Annotated in this window: 12 protein-coding genes and 1 pseudogene; 11 read left to right on the top strand and 2 right to left on the bottom strand. The window is 61.3% G+C overall.

The genetic code is table 11. From position 1 onward, the window contains the following. Positions 1-9: 9 nt before the first annotated feature. On the top strand, positions 10-285 hold the full coding sequence (locus QE432_RS09515; RefSeq protein WP_112497035.1) for a hypothetical protein: 276 nt from the start codon (positions 10-12) through the stop codon (positions 283-285). Positions 286-311: 26 nt separating this feature from the next. On the opposite strand, the pseudogene QE432_RS09510 reads toward QE432_RS09515, so the two are convergent. Both QE432_RS09510 and ligD read right to left on the bottom strand, forming a co-directional pair. Then, positions 312-730: pseudogene (locus QE432_RS09510) on the bottom strand (DUF4112 domain-containing protein). Beyond that, positions 727-3,381, bottom strand: a complete 2,655-nt coding sequence (ligD, locus tag QE432_RS09505) for a DNA ligase D (protein ID WP_168293334.1) — start codon at positions 3,379-3,381, stop codon at positions 727-729. The pseudogene QE432_RS09510 and the gene ligD overlap by 4 nt, the downstream one beginning before the upstream one ends. 732 nt (positions 3,382-4,113) lie before the next feature. Here ligD and QE432_RS09500 point away from each other — a divergent pair. The 10 genes from QE432_RS09500 to QE432_RS09455 all read left to right on the top strand — a co-directional run bounded on the left by QE432_RS09500 (position 4,114) and on the right by QE432_RS09455 (position 19,126). Continuing rightward, positions 4,114-4,872, top strand: a complete 759-nt coding sequence (locus QE432_RS09500; protein WP_112497032.1) for an ImuA family protein — start codon at positions 4,114-4,116, stop codon at positions 4,870-4,872. Further along, entirely contained in the window at positions 4,790-6,304 is a 1,515-nt protein-coding gene (locus QE432_RS09495) for a Y-family DNA polymerase (protein ID WP_197729445.1), read from the top strand. Before QE432_RS09500 ends, QE432_RS09495 begins: the two co-directional genes overlap by 83 nt. After that, entirely contained in the window at positions 6,301-9,567 is a 3,267-nt protein-coding gene (locus QE432_RS09490) for an error-prone DNA polymerase (protein ID WP_112497030.1), read from the top strand. Before QE432_RS09495 ends, QE432_RS09490 begins: the two co-directional genes overlap by 4 nt. A 10-nt stretch (positions 9,568-9,577) precedes the next feature. Continuing rightward, positions 9,578-10,243 (top strand): SOS response-associated peptidase family protein, encoded by a 666-nt coding sequence (locus QE432_RS09485; protein WP_112497029.1) that lies wholly within the window; start codon positions 9,578-9,580, stop codon positions 10,241-10,243. Between the two features lie 29 nt (positions 10,244-10,272). After that, positions 10,273-10,917, top strand: coding sequence for an SOS response-associated peptidase (locus tag QE432_RS09480; protein WP_112497028.1), 645 nt, complete (start codon positions 10,273-10,275; stop codon positions 10,915-10,917). 472 nt (positions 10,918-11,389) lie between these two features. Beyond that, a complete protein-coding gene (locus tag QE432_RS09475; protein WP_165422072.1) occupies positions 11,390-11,566 on the top strand; it encodes a hypothetical protein in 177 nt (58 codons plus the stop codon). A gap of 216 nt (positions 11,567-11,782) precedes the next feature. Beyond that, positions 11,783-12,748, top strand: a complete 966-nt coding sequence (locus tag QE432_RS09470) for a DUF3991 and toprim domain-containing protein (RefSeq protein ID WP_112392081.1) — start codon at positions 11,783-11,785, stop codon at positions 12,746-12,748. A gap of 141 nt (positions 12,749-12,889) precedes the next feature. Next, positions 12,890-13,495 (top strand): DUF1419 domain-containing protein, encoded by a 606-nt coding sequence (locus QE432_RS09465; protein ID WP_112497027.1) that lies wholly within the window; start codon positions 12,890-12,892, stop codon positions 13,493-13,495. An 11-nt stretch (positions 13,496-13,506) separates the two neighbouring features. Next, entirely contained in the window at positions 13,507-13,908 is a 402-nt protein-coding gene (locus QE432_RS09460) for a DUF3085 domain-containing protein (protein WP_168293333.1), read from the top strand. A 100-nt stretch (positions 13,909-14,008) separates the two neighbouring features. Beyond that, positions 14,009-19,126: a DEAD/DEAH box helicase family protein gene (locus tag QE432_RS09455; protein WP_306623975.1), complete on the top strand. Its 5,118-nt coding sequence runs from the start codon at positions 14,009-14,011 to the stop codon at positions 19,124-19,126. The last annotated feature ends 59 nt before the right edge of the window (positions 19,127-19,185 follow it).

Below are 19,185 nucleotides of genomic sequence, written 5' to 3'. Positions count from 1 at the left end.
GAGGCCGACATGCACGAGGTTTTGCAGCAGGCCGCAAGCAGCGCCGCTGCGATGGGTCCGACGGTCCTCCTTCAGGGCATGCAGGTTGAGCGGCCGCTTGACGTGGTGAAAGCGACCGCACTCTCCGCAGACGACAAACGGACCATCTTAGCCTCATGGGCCTCGGACTTCTACGCGGTCGACTCCAAGCCGGCGTTCCGCCATATCCCCGGAACACCGCAGCCGGTTTCCATAGATGAGGTTAAGGCTGCCCTCACAGAACTTGATCGGCGTTACGGATATTGATTGCGCCTACCGGCCGAACCGGCCGTTTATTCACGTGTCGGTCGGTTGCGATCGAGATCTGAATGGTCGAGACCGAAGTGCTCCAGAACGAGATCAAGTTACGGCGGTTGGATTTGAAGTAGACGTCGAACAGGTCACCGACCAACGGAACGCTCCCGGCCGCCGCATCGAAACCGATATTGACCAGCATCTTTACGAGCTTGTCGTTCGGCACCCCCAGCCGTCGCGCTTCGTTGACGATGTAGAGGCTGATCGCCGCGCCGGCGAAATCGCCGAGGCCCGGGACCAATCCGATGATAGAATCCGCGCCGAACGAGAAGTGGGTCCCGGGAATGCGCAGTGCCGTATCCATGAGCCGCGCCAGCCCGCGCATGCGACGAAGGCGGATCAGGTGGTCCGTGTCGCGGAATTCCACACGCTGGCTACGCGCTCGGTTGTGCGTCATGCCGCCGCCTTCGTCATCTTGCCGAGACGTTTGATCGCCTGCTCCAGCGAACGCTGTCCATCGCAATAGTCTTGCCAGGCCGTCGTCTTTGCCAGGAGTGCGGGCACGGTGCGGATCGTGAAGCGTTTCGGGTCGAGATCCGTCTTCACCTGGCTCCAGGTGAGTGGCATCGACACCGTGGCGCCGGGGCGGGCACGTGGCGACAACGGCGCGACTGCTGTCGCCATCCGGTCATTACGCAGGTAATCGAGGAAGATCCGGCCATTGCGCTGGTTCTTCGCCATCTTGATCAGATAAAGCTCAGGGTTCTCGCGCGCCATTTGCAGGCAGACATCGTGCGCGAACCCTTTTGCCTCCGGCCAGGCCAGCTTCTTACCCTTCGCCACCGCAAGCGGCGTGACGACATGCAGCCCCTTGCCGCCCGTGGTCTTGCAGAAACTGACGAGGCCGAGTTCTTCCAGCCGGTCGCGCATTTCCCGAGCGGCTTCGACGACGGTTGCGAACGGGACATCCGGACCGGGATCAAGGTCGAAGACAAGACGGCCTGGCACCTCCGGCTGGCCCGGTTCGCAATTCCACGGATGCAGCTCGACACCACCGATCTGGGCAATGGCAGCAAGGCCCTCGACTCGATCGATCTGCAGATAGGGTTTCTTGTCTCCAAACACCTTCACCAGTTCGAGCAGGTTCGATGTTCCCGGCATCGCATGCCGCTGGAAGAATTGCTCGCCGCCGATGCCATCCGGCGTTCGGATGATCGAGCATGGCCGTCCCTTGATATGGTTGATCAGCCATGGACCAACGGCTTCGTGATAACGGGCCAAATCTTCCTTGGTTACCGGTTCTCCGTCATTGGCATCGGGCCAGAGCGGCTTGTCCGGGCTAGAGATCATCACGCCCATCACCTCGGCCTTGGCATTCTTGCCGCGTCCTGGTCTTGATGGCTTTGTCACGGCCGGCGTCGGCGTGTCGGTCTTTGCCGGCGATGCCGGTTTTTCCGCCTCGACTTCGGCCGCAGGCTTGTCTTCGCGCAAACCCTTGAACGCCGCCTGACGCACCAGTCCGTCCGCTGTCCAGCCCGCGAACTGGATTTCGGCGACCAGTTCGGGTTTGACCCAGACGATGTTGGGATCCTTCTTCGGCGCGCCAATTCCGGTAAACGGTGATTTAGCGGCTTCGATCTCGCGGAGTCTTGGCAAGATCGTATCGACCGTTTTGGCACCGTAGCCGGTTCCAACCCGGCCGACATAGACGAAGTGATCACCCCTGAAGACACCGACCAACAGGGAGCGGAACTTACCGTTGGTCTTGGCATAGGCGCCGATGACGACTTCATGGCCAGCGCGGCACTTGGACTTCGCCCAGCTCTCGGTACGGCCCGATTGATAGGGCGCGTCGGCCTGTTTCGAGACGATGCCTTCCAGCGACAGCTTGCACGCCGATCTGAGAACGGCATCGCCACCGGTTTCGAAATGTTCGACGAAACGCAGGCGTGGGTCCTCGCCGGCATCATCAAGCAGTGTCTGCAGACGTTCCTTGCGTTCGGTCAACGGCAGTTGTTGCAGATCCTCATTGCCCTCGAACAGCAAATCGAAGGCGAAGTAGACTAGTTCGTCGGTCTTGCCTTCCGACAGTGCGGCCTGAAGTGCTGCGAAATCCGGCGCGCCGTTTTCATCGAGCGCGCAGATCTCCCCGTCGATGATGGCATCAGACAAGTTTGCCGCCGATGTCGCAATCGCCGGATACTTGGCCGTCCAGTCCAGGCCCTTACGGGTCTTCAGCGTCACCTCGCCGTTTTCGATGCGCGTCTGGATGCGGTAGCCGTCGAACTTGATCTCGTGGATCCAGCCATCGCCTGAAGGCGGGCGATCGAGCGTTTCGCAAAGCTGCGGCGCAATGAACTCCGGCATCGTGGACTTTGCCGGTTTTTTCGCTGCTGGCTTTCGCTTTGTCTTCGTGTCCGCGGCCCGTTCCTCCGCCGCAAGCCCATGATTGCTGTCCCAGACGGCATCCGCCTGAACGTCGCCGCTCTGCACCATGAACGGTTTTGGCTTCCTGCCCTTTCCGGCGGCGATCGCCTCCATGGTTCGGCTGGATGCAACGGAGGTTGCATTGTCCTCAAGGATGGCAGCGCCATCCTCTTCGACTGAGTAATCGTCGTGATGCTTGATCAGCAGCCAATTTGTGCGCTTGCCGCCGTCGCGATCGTTGCGCATCCGCACCAGCACGAAACTGCCATGCAGCCGCTCACCTTCCAGCGTAAACTTGAAATCACCCTTGGCCAGCGCCTGTTCGGGCGTCTTGTTGCCTTCCGGCTCCCAGTAGCCGCGATCCCACAACATCACCGTGCCGCCGCCATATTGGCCCTTGGGGATCGTGCCTTCGAAGTCGCCGTAGTCTAACGGATGGTCCTCGACCTCGACAGCCAAACGCTTGTCGTGCGGATCGAGTGATGGCCCCTTCGTCACCGCCCACGACTTGAAGACGCCATCGAGTTCGAGCCGCAAGTCATAATGCAGCCGCGTGGCGTCGTGTTTCTGAATGACGAATCGCCTGCGGTTCGACGCCTTCAGTTTCGCAGCGCCGCTCGGCTCCTGCGTCTTCTGAAAATCGCGCTTCTGTTTGTAGGTCGAGAGCTTATCGCTGGCCATGGCAGTCCCCGGTACAAATCCGCCTCCCGCCTCGGATGAAGACGGGATGAGGCACGGGCTGGACAGGTTGGACGCTCGACTGCCGTTTCGTTGGCCGCGATGGGAAACCGGAAAAACCATCGCGTTCGTCATCCCTGCCACGTCCGGTTGACACGACACGCGACCTCACCAAGCAAAAAGCAACAGAATGTCGTTTTGTTCCGAACGGTTAGATGCCTTGCTGCTCTCTCCCGCCCCGCCGCTGACCTGCATTCCTCGCATGACTGCGCTGCAGCGATGTCTATTTGATAGGCGCGGAAAACCGGTATGATCCCATTATCGAACTGATGCACCTCCTCCCGCGTCGGTTCGATGTGCGGACGTCCTACTCCTCCTCCCAAGGGCGTTTGCTGGAACGGCAACACTCCTCCTCCGAGTTGCTGTTCGGTTATTTTCGAAAAGCCTGCCGCACCTCCTCCCGCGGCAGGCTTTTTCGTTTTGGACCCTACTTGGGCGGCGGCATGTTTTAGGTCCTGCGCAAAACGCCAAAAAAAAGAGCCCCAGCAGATACTTGGAGCTGGGCGGTTAGGTCACTGATTCGCTTGGTGATTCGCGTGTCGGTGTTTCAGCCGGCCCTAATTTATCCTCTGGACGCCCGCTTGACTCTTTTCCGGCAACGGAACAAAAAGAGAACCTCCATATTTTGAGGGGCATGGAGTCCCTTGCAACGCGAGCTGAGGAGGTCCGTGAACGATGTCGCGCGCCCATAATCCTCGGGTCATCGAGGAACTGAGAGACCGCATCGCCCACCTGGAGGGCAGTGCGGCAAAGAAAGCCATCGTGCTGCCCTTCGGCGTTTGCGAGATGGACGAGCATCTACCGGGAGGCGGGCTATCCTATGGCGCTCTTCACGAGATAGCAGGCGGCGGCGTCGGCACGGTCGATGGAGCCGCAGCGGCATTGTTTGCCGCCGGAATTGCCGCGCGCTCGAAGGGCAAGGTCCTATGGTGCCTCACGAGACCCGATCTGTTTTTCCCCGCTATCGCCCAGGCCGGCCTGCATCCCGACCGGGTGATCTTTTGCGAGGGTGACAAGGAAGAGGATGTGCTGGCGTCCATGGAAGAGGGGCTTTCCTTCGGCGGATTGGCTGCAGTGGTCGGGGAACTCGTTCGATTGCCGATGGTGGCATCTCGGCGGCTGCAACTGGCTGCCGAGAAGACCGGAACCATGGGGCTTGTTGTCCGCAGGTGGCGTCGGCAGACGGAGGCGTCGGATTTCGGCAACCCGACGGCCTCCACCACCCGCTGGAGAGTGAGTGTGCTCCCGTCGGAGGCATTGCCAGTCGCGGGCGTCGGGCGGGCGCGATGGCTGGCGGAATTGATGCGCGTGAAAGCAGGCGAGTGTGCTGAGTTTGAATTAGGAGCCTGTGATGCCAAGGGTCGTGTGTGTCTACTTCCCCACTCTGTCAACAGACCGGATACGACGGCATGGAGAGGGAACCGTGCCAGCTGAACAGCCTCTTGTCGTCATCTCGAAATCAGGCTCCAAACGCTGGGTCTCGGCTGCCGATACCGCCGCGCGCAAACTCGGCCTCAAGCTCGGCATGCCCGCGAGTAAAGCCCAGGCGATCGTTGCCAATCTGACGATGATCGATGCCGATCCGTCCGCCGACGCCGCTGCCCTTGAGCGCCTGGCGCTTTGGGCGCTGCGGCAATACAGCCCTGTTGTCGCCGTCGACGGCGTGGACGGTATCGTGATGGACACCGAAGGCGCCGATCATCTTCAGGGCGGCGAAGCCCTGCTGATTTCCGGGCTGGTCAACGGCTTGAGAGGACGAGGCCTGACCGCTCGTGCGGCCGTCGCCGACACTTGGGGAGCAGCGCATGCGATCACCCGCCTGACGTCGGCGGAGACGACCGTTGTTCCGCTAGGCGGCGTGGCGAAAGCAGTCACGCGACTGCCCATCCACTGTCTCCGGCTCGCCCCGGACACGATCCACGGTTTGCGGGTGATGGGCGTCGAGACGGTCGGGGAACTCTCCGCAATGCCACGCGCGCCCTTGACGCTGCGATACGGCCCGGAGGTCGGTAGGCGGCTGGACCAACTGTTCGGGCGGATGGCAGAACCCATCGAACCTCTACGGACACCAGAGCTGGTCGAAGCCGCGAAGAACTTTCAGGAGCCAATCGGCGCCGCGGAGACAATCGCCAAATATGTACGCCGACTGGTTGGCGAACTGACATCCAAACTGGAGACACGCGGTCTTGGCGTCAGACGTTCCGATCTTGTCATCCACCGTGTCGACAACACCCGCCAGTGCATTCGAGCCGGATTGGCAAAACCGGTACGCGATCCCGCTCGGCTGTCGAAGCTGTTGTGCGATCGCATCGAGAAAATCGACCCCGGCTTTGGAATCGAACGCCTGGTGCTGGTCGCCATCATGGCCGAGCCCCTGGAGGAGCGACAGGTCGCGTCGTCACTCATCGAGGAGCTGGTCGTCGACGTCACGCCGCTCGTCGACATCCTCGGCAATCGCGGTCAGCGCCTCTACCGGGTCACGCCCGTCGCCTCCGACGTTCCCGAACGGTCGGTGATGCGCATAGGGCCAACGGCCGACGAAACCGGAGCGACTTGGGCCGCCAAATGGCCACGGCCGTCGCGGCTGCTGGCGAACCCGGAACGGATCGACGTCACCGCTTTGCTTCCCGACCAGCCACCTGCCGTGTTCACCTGGCGCGGCAAGCGCCGGCGGGTCAAGCGAGCTGACGGGCCGGAGCGTATATTCGGGGAATGGTGGGTTCGCCCGAGAGAACACGCCGCCGTTCGGGACTATTTCGTTGTCGAGGACGAGGCAGGCGAACGGTACTGGGTCTACCGCGCCGGCGACGGCATGGACACCGATACGGGCTCTCACCTCTGGTTTCTGCACGGGGTGTTCGGATGAAGTACGCCGAGCTTCAGGTCACCACCCATTTCTCGTTTTTGCGCGGAGCAAGTTCGGCCGAGCAACTGTTTGCCACCGCGGCAGCGCTTGGCATCGATGCACTGGGTGTTGTCGATCGCAACTCGCTCGCGGGGATCGTGCGCGCATGGGAAGCCGCTAAAACCACGGGCGTGCGACTGGTTGTCGGCTGTCGTCTCGATCTCTCTGACGGCATGTCGATCCTGGTCTACCCGACTGATCGTCCAGCCTATTCGAGATTGACCCGCCTGCTGTCGCTCGGAAAGAGCCGGGGAGGAAAGGGCAAGTGCATCCTCGATTTATCGGATGTGGAAGCCTATGGCGGCGGACTGATTGCCGTCCATATTCCTGACGAGGCCGACGAGACAACTGCAGCTCAGCTCAGGAAGCTCGCTGCGATCTTCGGCGACAGGGCCTACGTTTCGCTCTGCCTGCGCCGTCGACCCAACGATCGCCTGCGGCTCCACAATCTGTCGAACTTGGCCGCCCGTCACAAGGTCAAAACGGTCATCACCAATGACGTCCTGTTTCATGACCCCAGCCGCCGACAGCTGCAGGACATCGTCACCTGCATCCGAAACCGCACCACCATCGACAGCGTCGGGTTCGACCGCGAGCGACATGCCGATCGCTTTTTGAAAGCGCCAGAGGAGATGCATCGGCTGTTTTCGGAGTATCCGGAAGCGCTGGCGCGCACGCGCGAAATCGTCGACCGCTGTCGTTTCGACATGAGCGAACTTCAGTATCAGTATCCTGAAGAAGCCCTTGTACCGGGCCTTGATGCCCAGCAGTCACTTACCAAGTTCGCCTGGGAAGGGGCTGCCACCCGATACCCCGAGGGGATCCCCGACAAGGTCCGCAAGGCGATCCTTCACGAACTCGAGCTCATCCGGGTGATGAAATACGCCCCGTACTTCCTGACCGTCTACAGCATCGTCCGGTTTGCCCGGTCGCAAGGAATTCTCTGCCAGGGGCGGGGGTCGGCGGCGAACTCGGCCGTTTGCTATTGCCTGGGTATCACCAGCATCAACCCGGAAACCGGTGACTTGCTGTTCGAGCGTTTCGTGTCGATGGAACGGGACGAGCCGCCGGATATAGACGTCGATTTCGAGCATGCCCGCCGCGAGGAGGTCATCCAGTGGATATATGAAACCTACGGCCGCTCACGCTCGGCGCTCTGCTCCACCGTCACCCGCTACCGTGCCAAAGGCGCGCTGCGTGATGTCGGCAAGGCGCTCGGCCTGCCTGAGGACCTGATTACCCAGCTGTCTTCCGGCGTCTGGGGCTGGTCGGAAGGCGTCGGCGAAAAGCAGCTCGTAGATAACAACATGAACACGGCTGACTACCGCCTCAAGCTGGCTCTCGACCTCTCCGCTCAGCTCATGGGTGCGCCCCGCCATCTCGGCCAGCATCCGGGCGGCTTTGTCCTGACGCAGGACAGGCTCGACGATCTGGTGCCCATCGAACCGGCGACCATGAAGGACCGCCAGGTGGTGGAATGGGACAAGGACGACATCGAGGCACTCAAATTCATGAAGGTCGACGTGCTGGCGCTCGGAATGTTGACCTGCATGGCAAAATCGTTCGAGCTGCTGCGCGAACACAAGAATATCCCGATGGGCCTGTCGGACGTCGAGCAGGAAGATCCGGCGACCTACGCGATGATCCGCAAGGCCGATACGCTCGGCACGTTTCAGATCGAAAGCCGCGCCCAGATGGCGATGCTGCCACGTCTCAAACCGCGCACGTTCTACGACCTTGTCGTGCAGGTCGCCATCGTCCGGCCCGGACCCATCCAGGGCGACATGGTGCATCCGTATCTGAGGCGGCGCGAGGGCAAGGAGAAGGTCGAATATCCGACGCCCGAGCTTGAAGCGGTGCTTGGTAAGACGCTCGGCGTCCCGCTGTTTCAGGAAAGTGCGATGAAGGTTGCCATGACCTGCGCCGGATTCACGGCAGGCGAGGCTGATCAGTTGCGTCGGGCAATGGCGACGTTCAAGTTCACAGGCGGGGTCTCGAAGTTCAAGGACAAGCTTGTCGAGGGCATGGTCAAGAACGGCTACACCCGCGCATTTGCCGAGAAGACATTTACACAGCTCGAAGGCTTCGGAAGCTACGGTTTCCCAGAAAGCCACGCTGCCAGCTTCGCGCTGATCGCCTATGCCTCCAGCTGGATGAAATGCCACCATCCCGACGTCTTCTGCGCGTCCTTACTCAACAGCCAGCCAATGGGTTTCTATAGCGTTGCCCAGATCGTCCAGGATGCCAGAAACCACGGCGTCGAAGTCCGGCCTGTCTGCGTCAACCGCTCTCGCTGGGACTGCACGATGGAAAGGATCGGCAACTCAGACCGGTTTGCTGTTCGTCTCGGCATGCGTGTTGTCAAGGGATTGTCCACCAACGATGCCGCACGCATTATCCTGGCGCGTGCCGAACAGCCGTTCGTATCGGCCGATGACATGTGGCGACGCTCCGGCGTGTCTCCGTCTTCGCTGGTCAAGCTGGCCGAAGCTGACGCTTTCCTGCCGTCGCTGCAATTGGAACGGCGGCAGGCACTCTGGGATATCAAGGCGCTCCGGGATGAACCCCTGGAGCTTTGGGCGGCCGCCGCTGAGCGCGAAGCCAAGGTGATCGCCGAGATGCAGGAGCCTGAAGTGGCGCTGAAATCGATGACGGAGGGCAGGGAGGTCGTCGAGGACTACTCACACACGGGCCTCACCTTGAGGGCGCACCCGGTGTCGTTTCTCCGAAAAGACCTCGACCGGAAAGGCATCGTTACCTGCGCCGAGGCGATGCGGCAGCGGGACGGGAAATGGCTTTGGACGGCTGGTCTCGTTCTCGTGCGACAGCGGCCTGGATCGGCAAAGGGCGTCATGTTCCTAACGCTGGAAGACGAGTCTGGCATCGTCAACGCCGTCGTCTGGCCATCGCTGTTCGAACGCCAGCGGCGTGTCCTGATGACCGCGAGCATGATGGCTATCAATGGCCGCATCCAGCGGGAAGGCGAGGTCGTTCACCTCGTTGCCCAGCGCCTGTTCGATTTCTCCGCCGACCTGGCAAGCGTTGGTAATCGGGACGGCGGCCTCGGTGACTTCCCGCTGCCCCATGGCCGCGGCGATCAGGTCAAGCACGGAGGAGGGCCGGATTCTCGGGATAATCCCAAGCCCGCTGTGCAGGCGCGCGACATCTATATTCCCGACCTTCATATCGATAATCTGAAAATCAAATCAAGAAACTTCCATTGAGGAGACCGGTGTGTCGCGCCTGTTTGCAGTCACCCAAAGCCTGGAGGAGATTGTCGCCCATTTCGCGGTCGACATGGCGCCGGCGCTTGAGGTGCCGAGTGAGACCGTCGAAGGCACCCCGGGACTGATCGTCCTTGAGAAAGATGGATTGAGGCTGCTGAAGTCGATCCCATGGGGCTTCCCACGACAGACACGCGACATGCGGCGTGAAGGCGAGCCGCCGAGCCGCATCGGCCTCGTTGCCGACCTCACCAATCCGCTCTGGGACCGGATCGTCGTTGACCCCAAATATCGCTGTCTGATCCCGCTCACCCATTTTGCCAACCCCGACGGTGTCAAAGGGGCAAAAACCAGATCATGGTTCTCGAAGAACCGCCAACCTTTGATGGCCTGGGCGGGGTTCTGCAAGAACACTCCCGACTTCGGCCCCGTGTTTGCCGGCATGACCATGACCGCCAATGAGAAGATCAGACCGTTCAACGACCGCATGCCTGTTTTGCTCAAGCCGGAGGAGTACGACCGCTGGCTTCACGGTTCGATCGAGGACGTCATCGCATTCCAGTTCCGCGAGCCACCGCCGTCGGATGACTTCGAAATCCTGCATACGCGTGATCGCTGGCAAAGCGGCGTTTCGCCCTCCAAGGCTTCACCGCGCCGGGACAACATGCTTATGTAGCCAAGGTTTCCTGTAGAAAGGACTGCCATATGTGCAACTTGTACACCGTCCGTCTTTCCGCCGCGGAAGTGGCCGCGCACTTTCGCGTGCCGAACCCGATGCAAACCAACGCTCCCGAGGAAGTCTATCCGGGCACGCCCGGGATGGTGGTGACGGAGAATGAAGGTGTTCGCGAGCTCCGCTCGATGGTGTGGGGCTTTCCCCTCCGCCTTAAAGGCATGAAACCAGAAGCCAAGCCAAAGCCGGTCAACAATATAGCAGACCTCGCGAAAGGCATGTGGATTGGCTTGGCACGTAAACCTCAATGGCGATGCTTGATCCCCGTGACGGGTTTTGCCGAAGCAGAAGGCGAGAAGGGCAGGATGACCCGCACCTGGTTTTCCCTGAAGGACCAGCCGGTGTTCGCCTGGGCAGGGCTGTGGCGTATCAGCGACGAGTGGGGTCCAGTTTACTCCGGTGTCATGACGGATGCCAACGAGGCGATCCAGCCCGTGCACAATCGGATGCCTGTCCTGCTACATCCAGATGAGTACGAACAGTGGCTTCACGGTAGCTTCGATGATGCGCTCGCATTCCAGAAGCGGACATTTCCGCCCGAGTTGGTGACGATGGAGCGGACAAGCGAGCTATGGGCGAAAAAGAAGGCCACGCCCGAGGCGCCGCTGCTGCTTTGATGGCGGCTTCTTCCTGTCGATACCGGAATTGTCAGCACGCGATGCCAATCACCAAGGTGCGCACCAGACCTTTCGATTAATCACCGAGGTAACAAGATGGCTCCAGGGGTTCTCGATCATGGTCACACGAGAAGTCGAGCTGTCGTCAAATCACGTAAGACATCGCACCCAACCGGAGGAGGCATCCTCGGACCTGATGGAAGGCTGAACAAACGGCCAAGGTATCGGACCACGACAAGATCCGCATCAGCATCATCATTGTTTGTCGGAGGCGGCCTATGAAAGCGTCCCAATCCCGCTCTCTGTGATGGCGTCCTGGCCCGGTTCCGGATCTTCCACGATCAACCCATAAAGGGTCCGCTAGCAAGCTGCGGCCGCTTCCGCTTCGCGTCGCGGTGATCGCGCCCGGAGCCCGTGCCTTTTGAGGAGCCATCGAGCGGGAATTGGCCCGCTCCAAAGATGGAGCCCTCCGATGAACACCGATCTTTCGCTTGCGCAGAACCACGCCTTCCAGCTTTCCCGCACCCTGATGGTTCCAGTCACGCTGTTCAGGTCCGGCGACGAGTTCGGCGTTCTGCCGAGCGACGAACTCGATGACGAAGACGATCTTGAGATCGTGCATGAATACGTTCCAGGCGGGTCTCATTGAGACCCTTCATCTCCTCGGTGCCGCTTGCAAGCGGCAGGCGGCAAGGGAAGCTTCGCCGCGCCTTGGCACCGACGATGGGCGTTGATCTGCAGATCAGCAGATTGCCAGGGCGCGCCCTTGCCCCCTTTGCTCTTCGCGGCCGCCGGAAACGGTCCCGCAAATTGCGGGGGAATGAATCTGGAGAGAAGGGCGGCGTCAAGAGCGCCGGGCAAAATAATGGAGAAACAGAAACTGGAGGAACTTCGGGACCGTGTCCCGTGCGCAGCCGTGCTGGAACAGGCTGGCTTTGCCATCGACGTCAAGGAAAGCACTCGCAAAGCTTTGAAGTATCGGCGCGGCGCGGAAATCGTCATCGTCATCCATGGGGGGCGGGGTTGGTTCGATCCGCTGTCTGACGCGAAGGGCGACGTCTTCGGTCTCGCGGAGCATTTGGACGGCGTCACCTTTGTCGAAGCGCTCGACCGGGTGGCCAACCTCGTCGGCGTCATCGCCACGGATCCTGTTTGGTCTCGCCCGGTCAGAAGCCTCGCTCATAGTATTTCGGTCCCGGAGCGCTGGGCAGAACGACGTCGCCCGTGGCAGGGGTCGATGACCTGGCGCTATCTGCGAACCGAGCGCTGCCTTCCGGCAACAATCATCCGTGAAGCCCTCCAAAGGGATATCCTCCGGGAAGGACCCTATGGCAGCATGTGGGCCGCACATGTCAAGGACGATGGCGCTGTCACCGGATGGGAGGAGCGCGGTCCCAATTGGCGCGGGTTTTCCGCAGGCGGCTCGAAGATTCTGTTTCGCCTTGGTTCTTCCGATGCCATGCGCATTTGCGTCACCGAAGCGGCGATCGACGCCATGAGCCTTGCGGCTTTCGAGGGGCTGCGTGACAGCAGCCTCTATCTCAGCACCGGCGGTGGGTGGTCGCCGGCGACAGAAGCGGCAGTCCGAAAGCTGGCCGCGCGTCCCGGTACTGTTCTGGTCGCGGCTACCGACGCCAATACTCAGGGCGAAACCTTCGCCGGCCGCCTCCGTGACATTGCCGATGAGGTCGGCTGCGACTGGTTGCGACTGACGCCGCCGGCCGAGGACTGGAACGATGCGCTGAAAGTGCGGGGCGAAGAAATGAAGGAAAGGACAATGAGGGCAGGAAGAGGAGGCCTGCCGCATGCCCGCCGGCCGCGTCAAGGGTGAAGCTTCGCCCGCTTGCCAGCGGCCCTTGACCCGCCCGGACGGAGAGGCGGCTTGAGGGGAGGGGTCAGGAAGGGCTGAAGAGACGATGGCGACCAAGAGGATCTGCCGCGCTTCGCCCGGACAAGGCTGAAGGAGCCAATCATGACCCTTTCCTCCATCCGCAAAGTCTACCAGGGCGTCGCCGACCGCCATCAGATGTTCAGGTTGTTCGATCGGCACGCACAACGTCCTCACCGCTTCGACGGTGACACGAGCGCGCTTTATGCTGGCGAATGGTTCGAAATCACCGAACGCGAACACGACTATATGTTCGAGATTCTGCCGCCGCTTTGGATCCGGGGCTCGATGTTCGCAATGCGCGAATTTCTGACCGGATCTGTCACATCGGTGTTCTTCGCGCTACGGATCGACGGGGTCATTCGTCACTTCCACGGATATTGCGATCTCTCCGACGGTCGGTCGGTAGAACAGATGCGCCTGGCGATCATCGAGAGGGAAACGCGCCCTGTGCGATCGATGAGGCGCGAGGAACGTCTTGAGCATATCTGGAGCGCCACTGCGGACGCCTATCGCGGCTACTCCGACGAAAACTCCCCCCGTTATTTGCCGGGTCATCGCGTCATTACTCTCTACAGCGAGGCTGGGTCTGCCAGGTCAAAATTGCTCGACGACCTGGCCGACGATGAGATCGCCAGCAAACTGCCCATCCAACTGCGGCATCTTCCCGATGCGGCAGCCGCAGCGTGAGGAGATGCACCATGCTTTCCTTTCCGATTGAATCCGTGCGGGCGGTGATCGCCCGCGGTCGCGCCGACGCCGAGGCCAACGGCGGCTACCGCAATCCCCATTACGGTCTTCATCCCGGGCGCGACGAACAGCCGGGTGTATGGCTCGTGGGTGATCGCGGAGTCTATCTTTGCTCGAATGGCAAATTGCCCAATGGCGAAAGGCCTTTCGTCGCCTATGCGCTCGAATGCGATCCTCGCACGAACGACGACTGGTTCGAGGTCAAGCGCAAGACCTTCGGGGGAGATGACGGCGTCGATTTCATCGACGCCGACCAGCTGGAGGCGATGATCGCCGCCACCCCCAATGCCAGGCATCTCGGCATCAGATTTGACGCGGACTCGATGGAACTCTTCATCATCGAGTGGTCGTAACGTCCCCGCTGCAGCGGGATCCCCACCGTCAATCAGCGTCCCTTCGCCGCCAATCGCCCTGGCGGAACGATGACGCGCGCTTTCACTAGGAGATTTTATCATGAGCAACGATCCTTTCGCGCTCGACATGTTCGGCAATACCGCACTCACGTCCGGTCTTGGGCTCGGCGTCACGGCCTTTGGGAGCTTCGCGCCCGAGGCGGCTGTCGAACCAGCCAACGATGACGATCCAGATCCGACGCCGCCGGCGCCAGCGCCGGCATCCGCACCTCCGCGGGCGGCCGTACCCTCGCGGCCCCCCTCACGCCCGGGTAGGCTTCGGGCAAACTTCTATCTCGAGGGTGACCGCGGCTTACCTTCGTCCTGGAAGGATCGTGCCCGCGCCAATGTCGCGGCGATCCTCGTTGCCAATAACATCTCCAAGCAGGACCGGCCGGCGACGTCAAAAGAGCAGGCGCAGTTGATCCGTTTTACCGGCTTTGGCGCCGGCGAGCTGGCCAACGGCATGTTCCGGCGGCCAGGTGAGGTGGATTTCCGACAAGGCTGGGATGAGCTCGGCTCCTCGCTCGAAACCGCGGTCTCCGAAGCGGACTATGCGTCTTTGGCCCGCTGCACCCAGTATGCGCATTTTACGCCGGAGTTCATCATCCGGGCGATCTGGGGCGGTATCCAGAGGCTTGGATGGCGCGGCGGCCGGGTGCTGGAGCCGGGGATCGGTACGGGCCTGTTCCCGGCGTTAATGCCGGAGGCTTACCGCGACGCCGCTTATGTGACCGGGATCGAGCTCGATCCGGTCACAGCCCGCATCGCGCGCCTGCTTCAGCCGAAGGCCCGGATCATCAATGGTGACTTCGCTCGCACTGATTTGGCGCCGATCTACGATCTTGCTATCGGCAATCCGCCCTTTTCTGATCGCATCGTCCGCTCGGACCGCGCCTATCGGTCGCTCGGCATTCGTTTACACGACTACTTCATTGCTCGGTCGATCGACTTGCTGAAGCCGGGCGCGCTCGCCGCCTTCGTCACCTCGCACGGCACGATGGACAAGGCCGATACGACCGCACGCGAGCATATCGCCAAGTCCGCCGATCTGATCGCCGCCATTCGTCTTCCCGAAGGCAGCTTCCGCCGTGACGCCGGCACGGACGTCGTGGTCGATCTCCTGTTCTTCCGCAAACGCAAGGCGGCTGAGCCGGAGGGGGATCAGACTTGGCTCGATGTTGACGAGGTTCGCCCCGCGTCGGAGGACGAAGGCGCCATCCGTGTCAATCGCTGGTTCGCCCGTCACCGCGGCTTCGTGCTCGGCACCCACGCGCTGAGGTCGGGACCATTTGGCGAGACCTATACCTGCTTGCCGCGCGACGGTGAGGATCTTGAAGCCGTCCTCGCCGCTACGATCGATCTCCTGCCGGCCGATCTCTATGACGGCGAGCCGACGCCCATCGATATCGATCTGGAGGATGAGCTCGGCGAGATCGTTGATCTACAGCCGAAGGACAGGGCCATTCGCGAGGGGAGCTTCTTCCTCGACCGGACAAAGGGTCTGATGCAGATGCTCGACGGCTCGGCCGTGCCGGTCACCATGCGCAAGGGTCGCTCCGGCGACGGGGTGTCAGAGAAGCATATCCGCATCATTTCGAAGCTGATCCCGATCCGTGACGCGGTTCGCGAGGTGCTGAAGGCCCAGGAACTGGACCGAGCGTGGAAGGATCTCCAGGTGCGGCTGCGCATCGCTTGGTCATCCTTTGTCCGCGACTTCGGCCCGATCAATCACACTGATGTATCGATCCAGAAAGATGCGGAGACCGGCGAGGTCAAGGAGACACATCGCCAGCCGAACCTTGCACCGTTCCGCGACGATCCCGATTGTTGGCTGGTCGCCTCGATCGAGGACTACGATCTGGAGACCGACACGGCGAAGCCGGGTCCGATATTCGCTACCCGTGTGATCGCTCGGCCGATGCCGCCTGTCATCACCAATGCGGCTGATGCCCTGGCGGTGGTACTCAACGAACGCGGCCATGTCGACCTCGAACACATCGCCGAACTGCTGCATCTCGACGTGTCCACAGTGATTGCCGATCTCGGCGACGAGGTGTTTCGCGACCCGGTCGATGGATCCTGGCAGACAGCCGATGCCTATCTTTCAGGGGCAGTCCGCACCAAGCTCGCCGCCGCAGAGGCAGCGGCCGAGCTTGATCCGGCCTACGAGCGCAATGTCCGCGCCTTGGCTGATGTTCAGCCTGCCGATCTTCGACCCTCCGACATTACTGCCCGTCTCGGCGCCCCGTGGATCCCGGCCGCCGATGTCGTGGCATTTGTGAAAGAGAAGATGCAGGCTGATATCCGGATCCACCATATGCCGGAGCTCGGGTCCTGGACCGTGGAAGCTCGGCAGCTCGGCTACAGCGCCGCCGGCACGTCCGAATGGGGCACGAGCCGGCGCCATGCTGGTGAACTGCTCGCCGATGCACTGAACAGCCGGGTGCCACAGATCTTCGACACCTTCAAGGATGCCGATGGCGAGCACCGGGTTCTCAATGGCGTCGATACCGAAGCCGCGCGCGACAAGCTGCAAAGGATCAAGCAGGCATTCCAGGACTGGGTGTGGACCGATCCCGATCGCACCGACCGGCTTGCCCGCGATTACAACGACCGCTTCAACAATATCGCGCCGCGGAAATTCGACGGCTCCCATCTCAAACTTCCCGGCGCCTCTGGCGCCTTTACTTTGTATGGGCATCAGAAGCGCGGCATCTGGCGGATCATCGCCGATGGCTCGACCTACCTCGCCCATGCCGTCGGCGCCGGCAAGACAATGACGATGGCGGCGGCGATCATGGAACAGCGGAGGCTCGGGCTAATCGCCAAAGCTATGCTTGTCGTGCCCGGCCATTGCCTGGCACAGGCCGCGCGAGAATTTCTGGCGCTTTACCCCAACGCCCGCATCCTTGTCGCCGACGAGACCAATTTCACCAAGGACAAGCGCGCACGCTTCCTCTCGCGGGCCGCGACCGCCACCTGGGATGCGATCATCATTACTCACTCGGCGTTTCGCTTCATCGCCGTGCCCTCGGCTTTCGAGCAACAGATGATCCAGGACGAGCTGCAACTCTACGAGGATCTTTTGACAAGGGTCGAGAACGACGACCGGGTTTCTCGCAAGAGGCTGGAGCGGCTGAAAGAAGGTTTGCAGGAACGGCTTGAAGGCCTCGCCACTCGCAAGGACGATCTTCTGACCATATCGGAAATCGGCGTCGATCAGATCGTCGTCGACGAGGCACAGGAATTCCGAAAACTCGCCTTCGCCACCAACATGTCGACGCTGAAGGGCATCGACCCGAACGGCTCGCAGCGGGCATGGGATCTCTACGTCAAATCCCGCTATATCGAAACGAAGAACCCCGGGCGCGCTCTGGTGCTCGCCTCCGGAACGCCTATCACCAACACGCTCGGCGAGATGTTTTCGATCCAGCGCCTGCTTGGGTATGCAGCACTTGCCGAACGCGGGCTGCACGAGTTCGATGCCTGGGCATCGTGCTTCGGCGACACGACCACCGAACTCGAAATCCAGCCATCGGGAAAATACAAGCCGGTCAGCCGCTTTGCCTCCTTCGTCAACGTGCCGGAGCTGATCGCCATGTTCCGCTCGTTTGCCGATGTGGTGATGCCGGATGACCTGCGGGAATACGTGAAGGTGCCCAACATCTCGACCGGCCGGCGGCAGATCGTGACTGCCAAGCCGACGGCACTGTTCAAGACCTATCAGCAGACCCTCGGCAGCAGGATCAAGGCGATTGAGCAGCGCGAGGGTCCCGCCAAGCCCGGTGACGACATACTGCTGTCCGTCATCACTGATGGGCGCCATGCGGCGATCGACCTGCGCTTCGTCATGCCGGCGGCCGACAACGAGGAGAATAACAAGCTCAATCTGCTCGTCCGCAATGCCTACGGGATCTGGAAGGATACCGGCGAGGCGATCTATCGGCGCCCGGACGGCAAAGACTTTGATCTACCAGGGGCTGCCCAGATGATCTTTTCCGATCTCGGCACCCTTAATGTCGAAAAGTCCCGCGGCTTCTCGGCCTACCGCTTTATCCGCGACGAGTTGATCCGGCTCGGCGTGCCGGCGTCGCAAATCGCCTTCATGCAGGACTACAAGAAGACCGAAGCCAAGCAGCGGCTGTTCGGAGATGTCCGCGCCGGCAAGGTCCGTTTCCTGATCGGTTCGTCCGAGACGATGGGCACGGGCGTCAACGCCCAGCTTCGGCTAAAGGCGCTCCATCACCTGGATGTGCCGTGGCTGCCGTCGCAGATCGAGCAGCGCGAGGGCCGGATTGTCCGCCAGGGCAATCAGCATGAGGAAGTGGATATCTTCGCCTATGCTACCGAAGGCTCGCTCGACGCCTCGATGTGGCAGAACAACGAGCGCAAGGCCCGGTTTATCGCTGCGGCCCTGTCCGGCGACACATCGATCCGTCGGCTCGAAGACATCGGTGAAGGCGCTGCCAACCAATTTGCCATGGCCAAGGCCATCGCCTCTGGCGACGAGCGCCTTATGCAGAAGGCTGGCCTGGAAGCCGATATTGCCCGGCTTGATCGTCTTCGCGCGGCGCACGAAGACGATCAGTATGCCGTCCGCCGGCAGATGCGTGATGCGGAGCGTGAGATCGAAGTCTCAACCCGGCGGATCGATGAGATCGGCCAGGATATCACGCGGCGACAGTCGACGTTAGGCGATGCCTTCACGATGACGGTGCTCGGCCAGGCATATGCAGAGCGCAAGGAAGGCGGTCGGGCGTTGATGAAGGAGATCCTCACGCTGCTGCAGCTTCAACAGGAGGAGGAGGTTCATCTGGCGACGATAGGCGGTTTCGATCTCGTCTATGAGGGTGAGCGGCTCGGCAAGGGTGACGGCTATCGTTACGAGACCCTCCTCCAGTGCACTGGCGCCGATTACGAGATCGATCTGGCGATCACGGTCACGCCGCTTGGCGCCATCTCACGGCTGGAGCACGCTCTCTGCGGCTTTGACGACGAACAGCGCCAGTATCGCCGGCGTTTAGAAGAAGCCGAGCGGCGATTGGTTTCCTACCGTTCCCGAGACGGAGGCACTTTCGCGTTCGCAGACGACCTGGAGGTAAAGCGTCTGAAGCTGCGGGCAATCGAGGCTCAACTGGCAAATTTGGACAATGAGACCGTCCCGGCAGCTGCATAGCTGCGTTGCACAATAAATGTTTTCGTGGTGGTCAAAAATCAGGCATAACGCCTTCAGCT

Origin of the sequence: Agrobacterium sp. SORGH_AS_0745, assembly GCF_030818995.1 — a bacterium.
Lineage (GTDB): Bacteria > Pseudomonadota > Alphaproteobacteria > Rhizobiales > Rhizobiaceae > Agrobacterium > Agrobacterium tumefaciens.
Note: the sequence above shows the minus strand (reverse complement) of the source record. Positions and strands in the feature narration are given on the sequence as shown.

Coding starts and splice junctions, on each gene's coding strand:
- QE432_RS09515 (WP_112497035.1), top strand. CDS start 10: ATGCACGAGGTTTTGCAGCAGGCCGCAAGCAGCGCCGCTGCGATGGGT.
- ligD (WP_168293334.1), bottom strand. CDS start 3,381: ATGGCCAGCGATAAGCTCTCGACCTACAAACAGAAGCGCGATTTTCAG.
- QE432_RS09500 (WP_112497032.1), top strand. CDS start 4,114: ATGTCGCGCGCCCATAATCCTCGGGTCATCGAGGAACTGAGAGACCGC.
- QE432_RS09495 (WP_197729445.1), top strand. CDS start 4,790: ATGCCAAGGGTCGTGTGTGTCTACTTCCCCACTCTGTCAACAGACCGG.
- QE432_RS09490 (WP_112497030.1), top strand. CDS start 6,301: ATGAAGTACGCCGAGCTTCAGGTCACCACCCATTTCTCGTTTTTGCGC.
- QE432_RS09480 (WP_112497028.1), top strand. CDS start 10,273: ATGTGCAACTTGTACACCGTCCGTCTTTCCGCCGCGGAAGTGGCCGCG.
- QE432_RS09475 (WP_165422072.1), top strand. CDS start 11,390: ATGAACACCGATCTTTCGCTTGCGCAGAACCACGCCTTCCAGCTTTCC.
- QE432_RS09470 (WP_112392081.1), top strand. CDS start 11,783: ATGGAGAAACAGAAACTGGAGGAACTTCGGGACCGTGTCCCGTGCGCA.
- QE432_RS09465 (WP_112497027.1), top strand. CDS start 12,890: ATGACCCTTTCCTCCATCCGCAAAGTCTACCAGGGCGTCGCCGACCGC.
- QE432_RS09460 (WP_168293333.1), top strand. CDS start 13,507: ATGCTTTCCTTTCCGATTGAATCCGTGCGGGCGGTGATCGCCCGCGGT.
- QE432_RS09455 (WP_306623975.1), top strand. CDS start 14,009: ATGAGCAACGATCCTTTCGCGCTCGACATGTTCGGCAATACCGCACTC.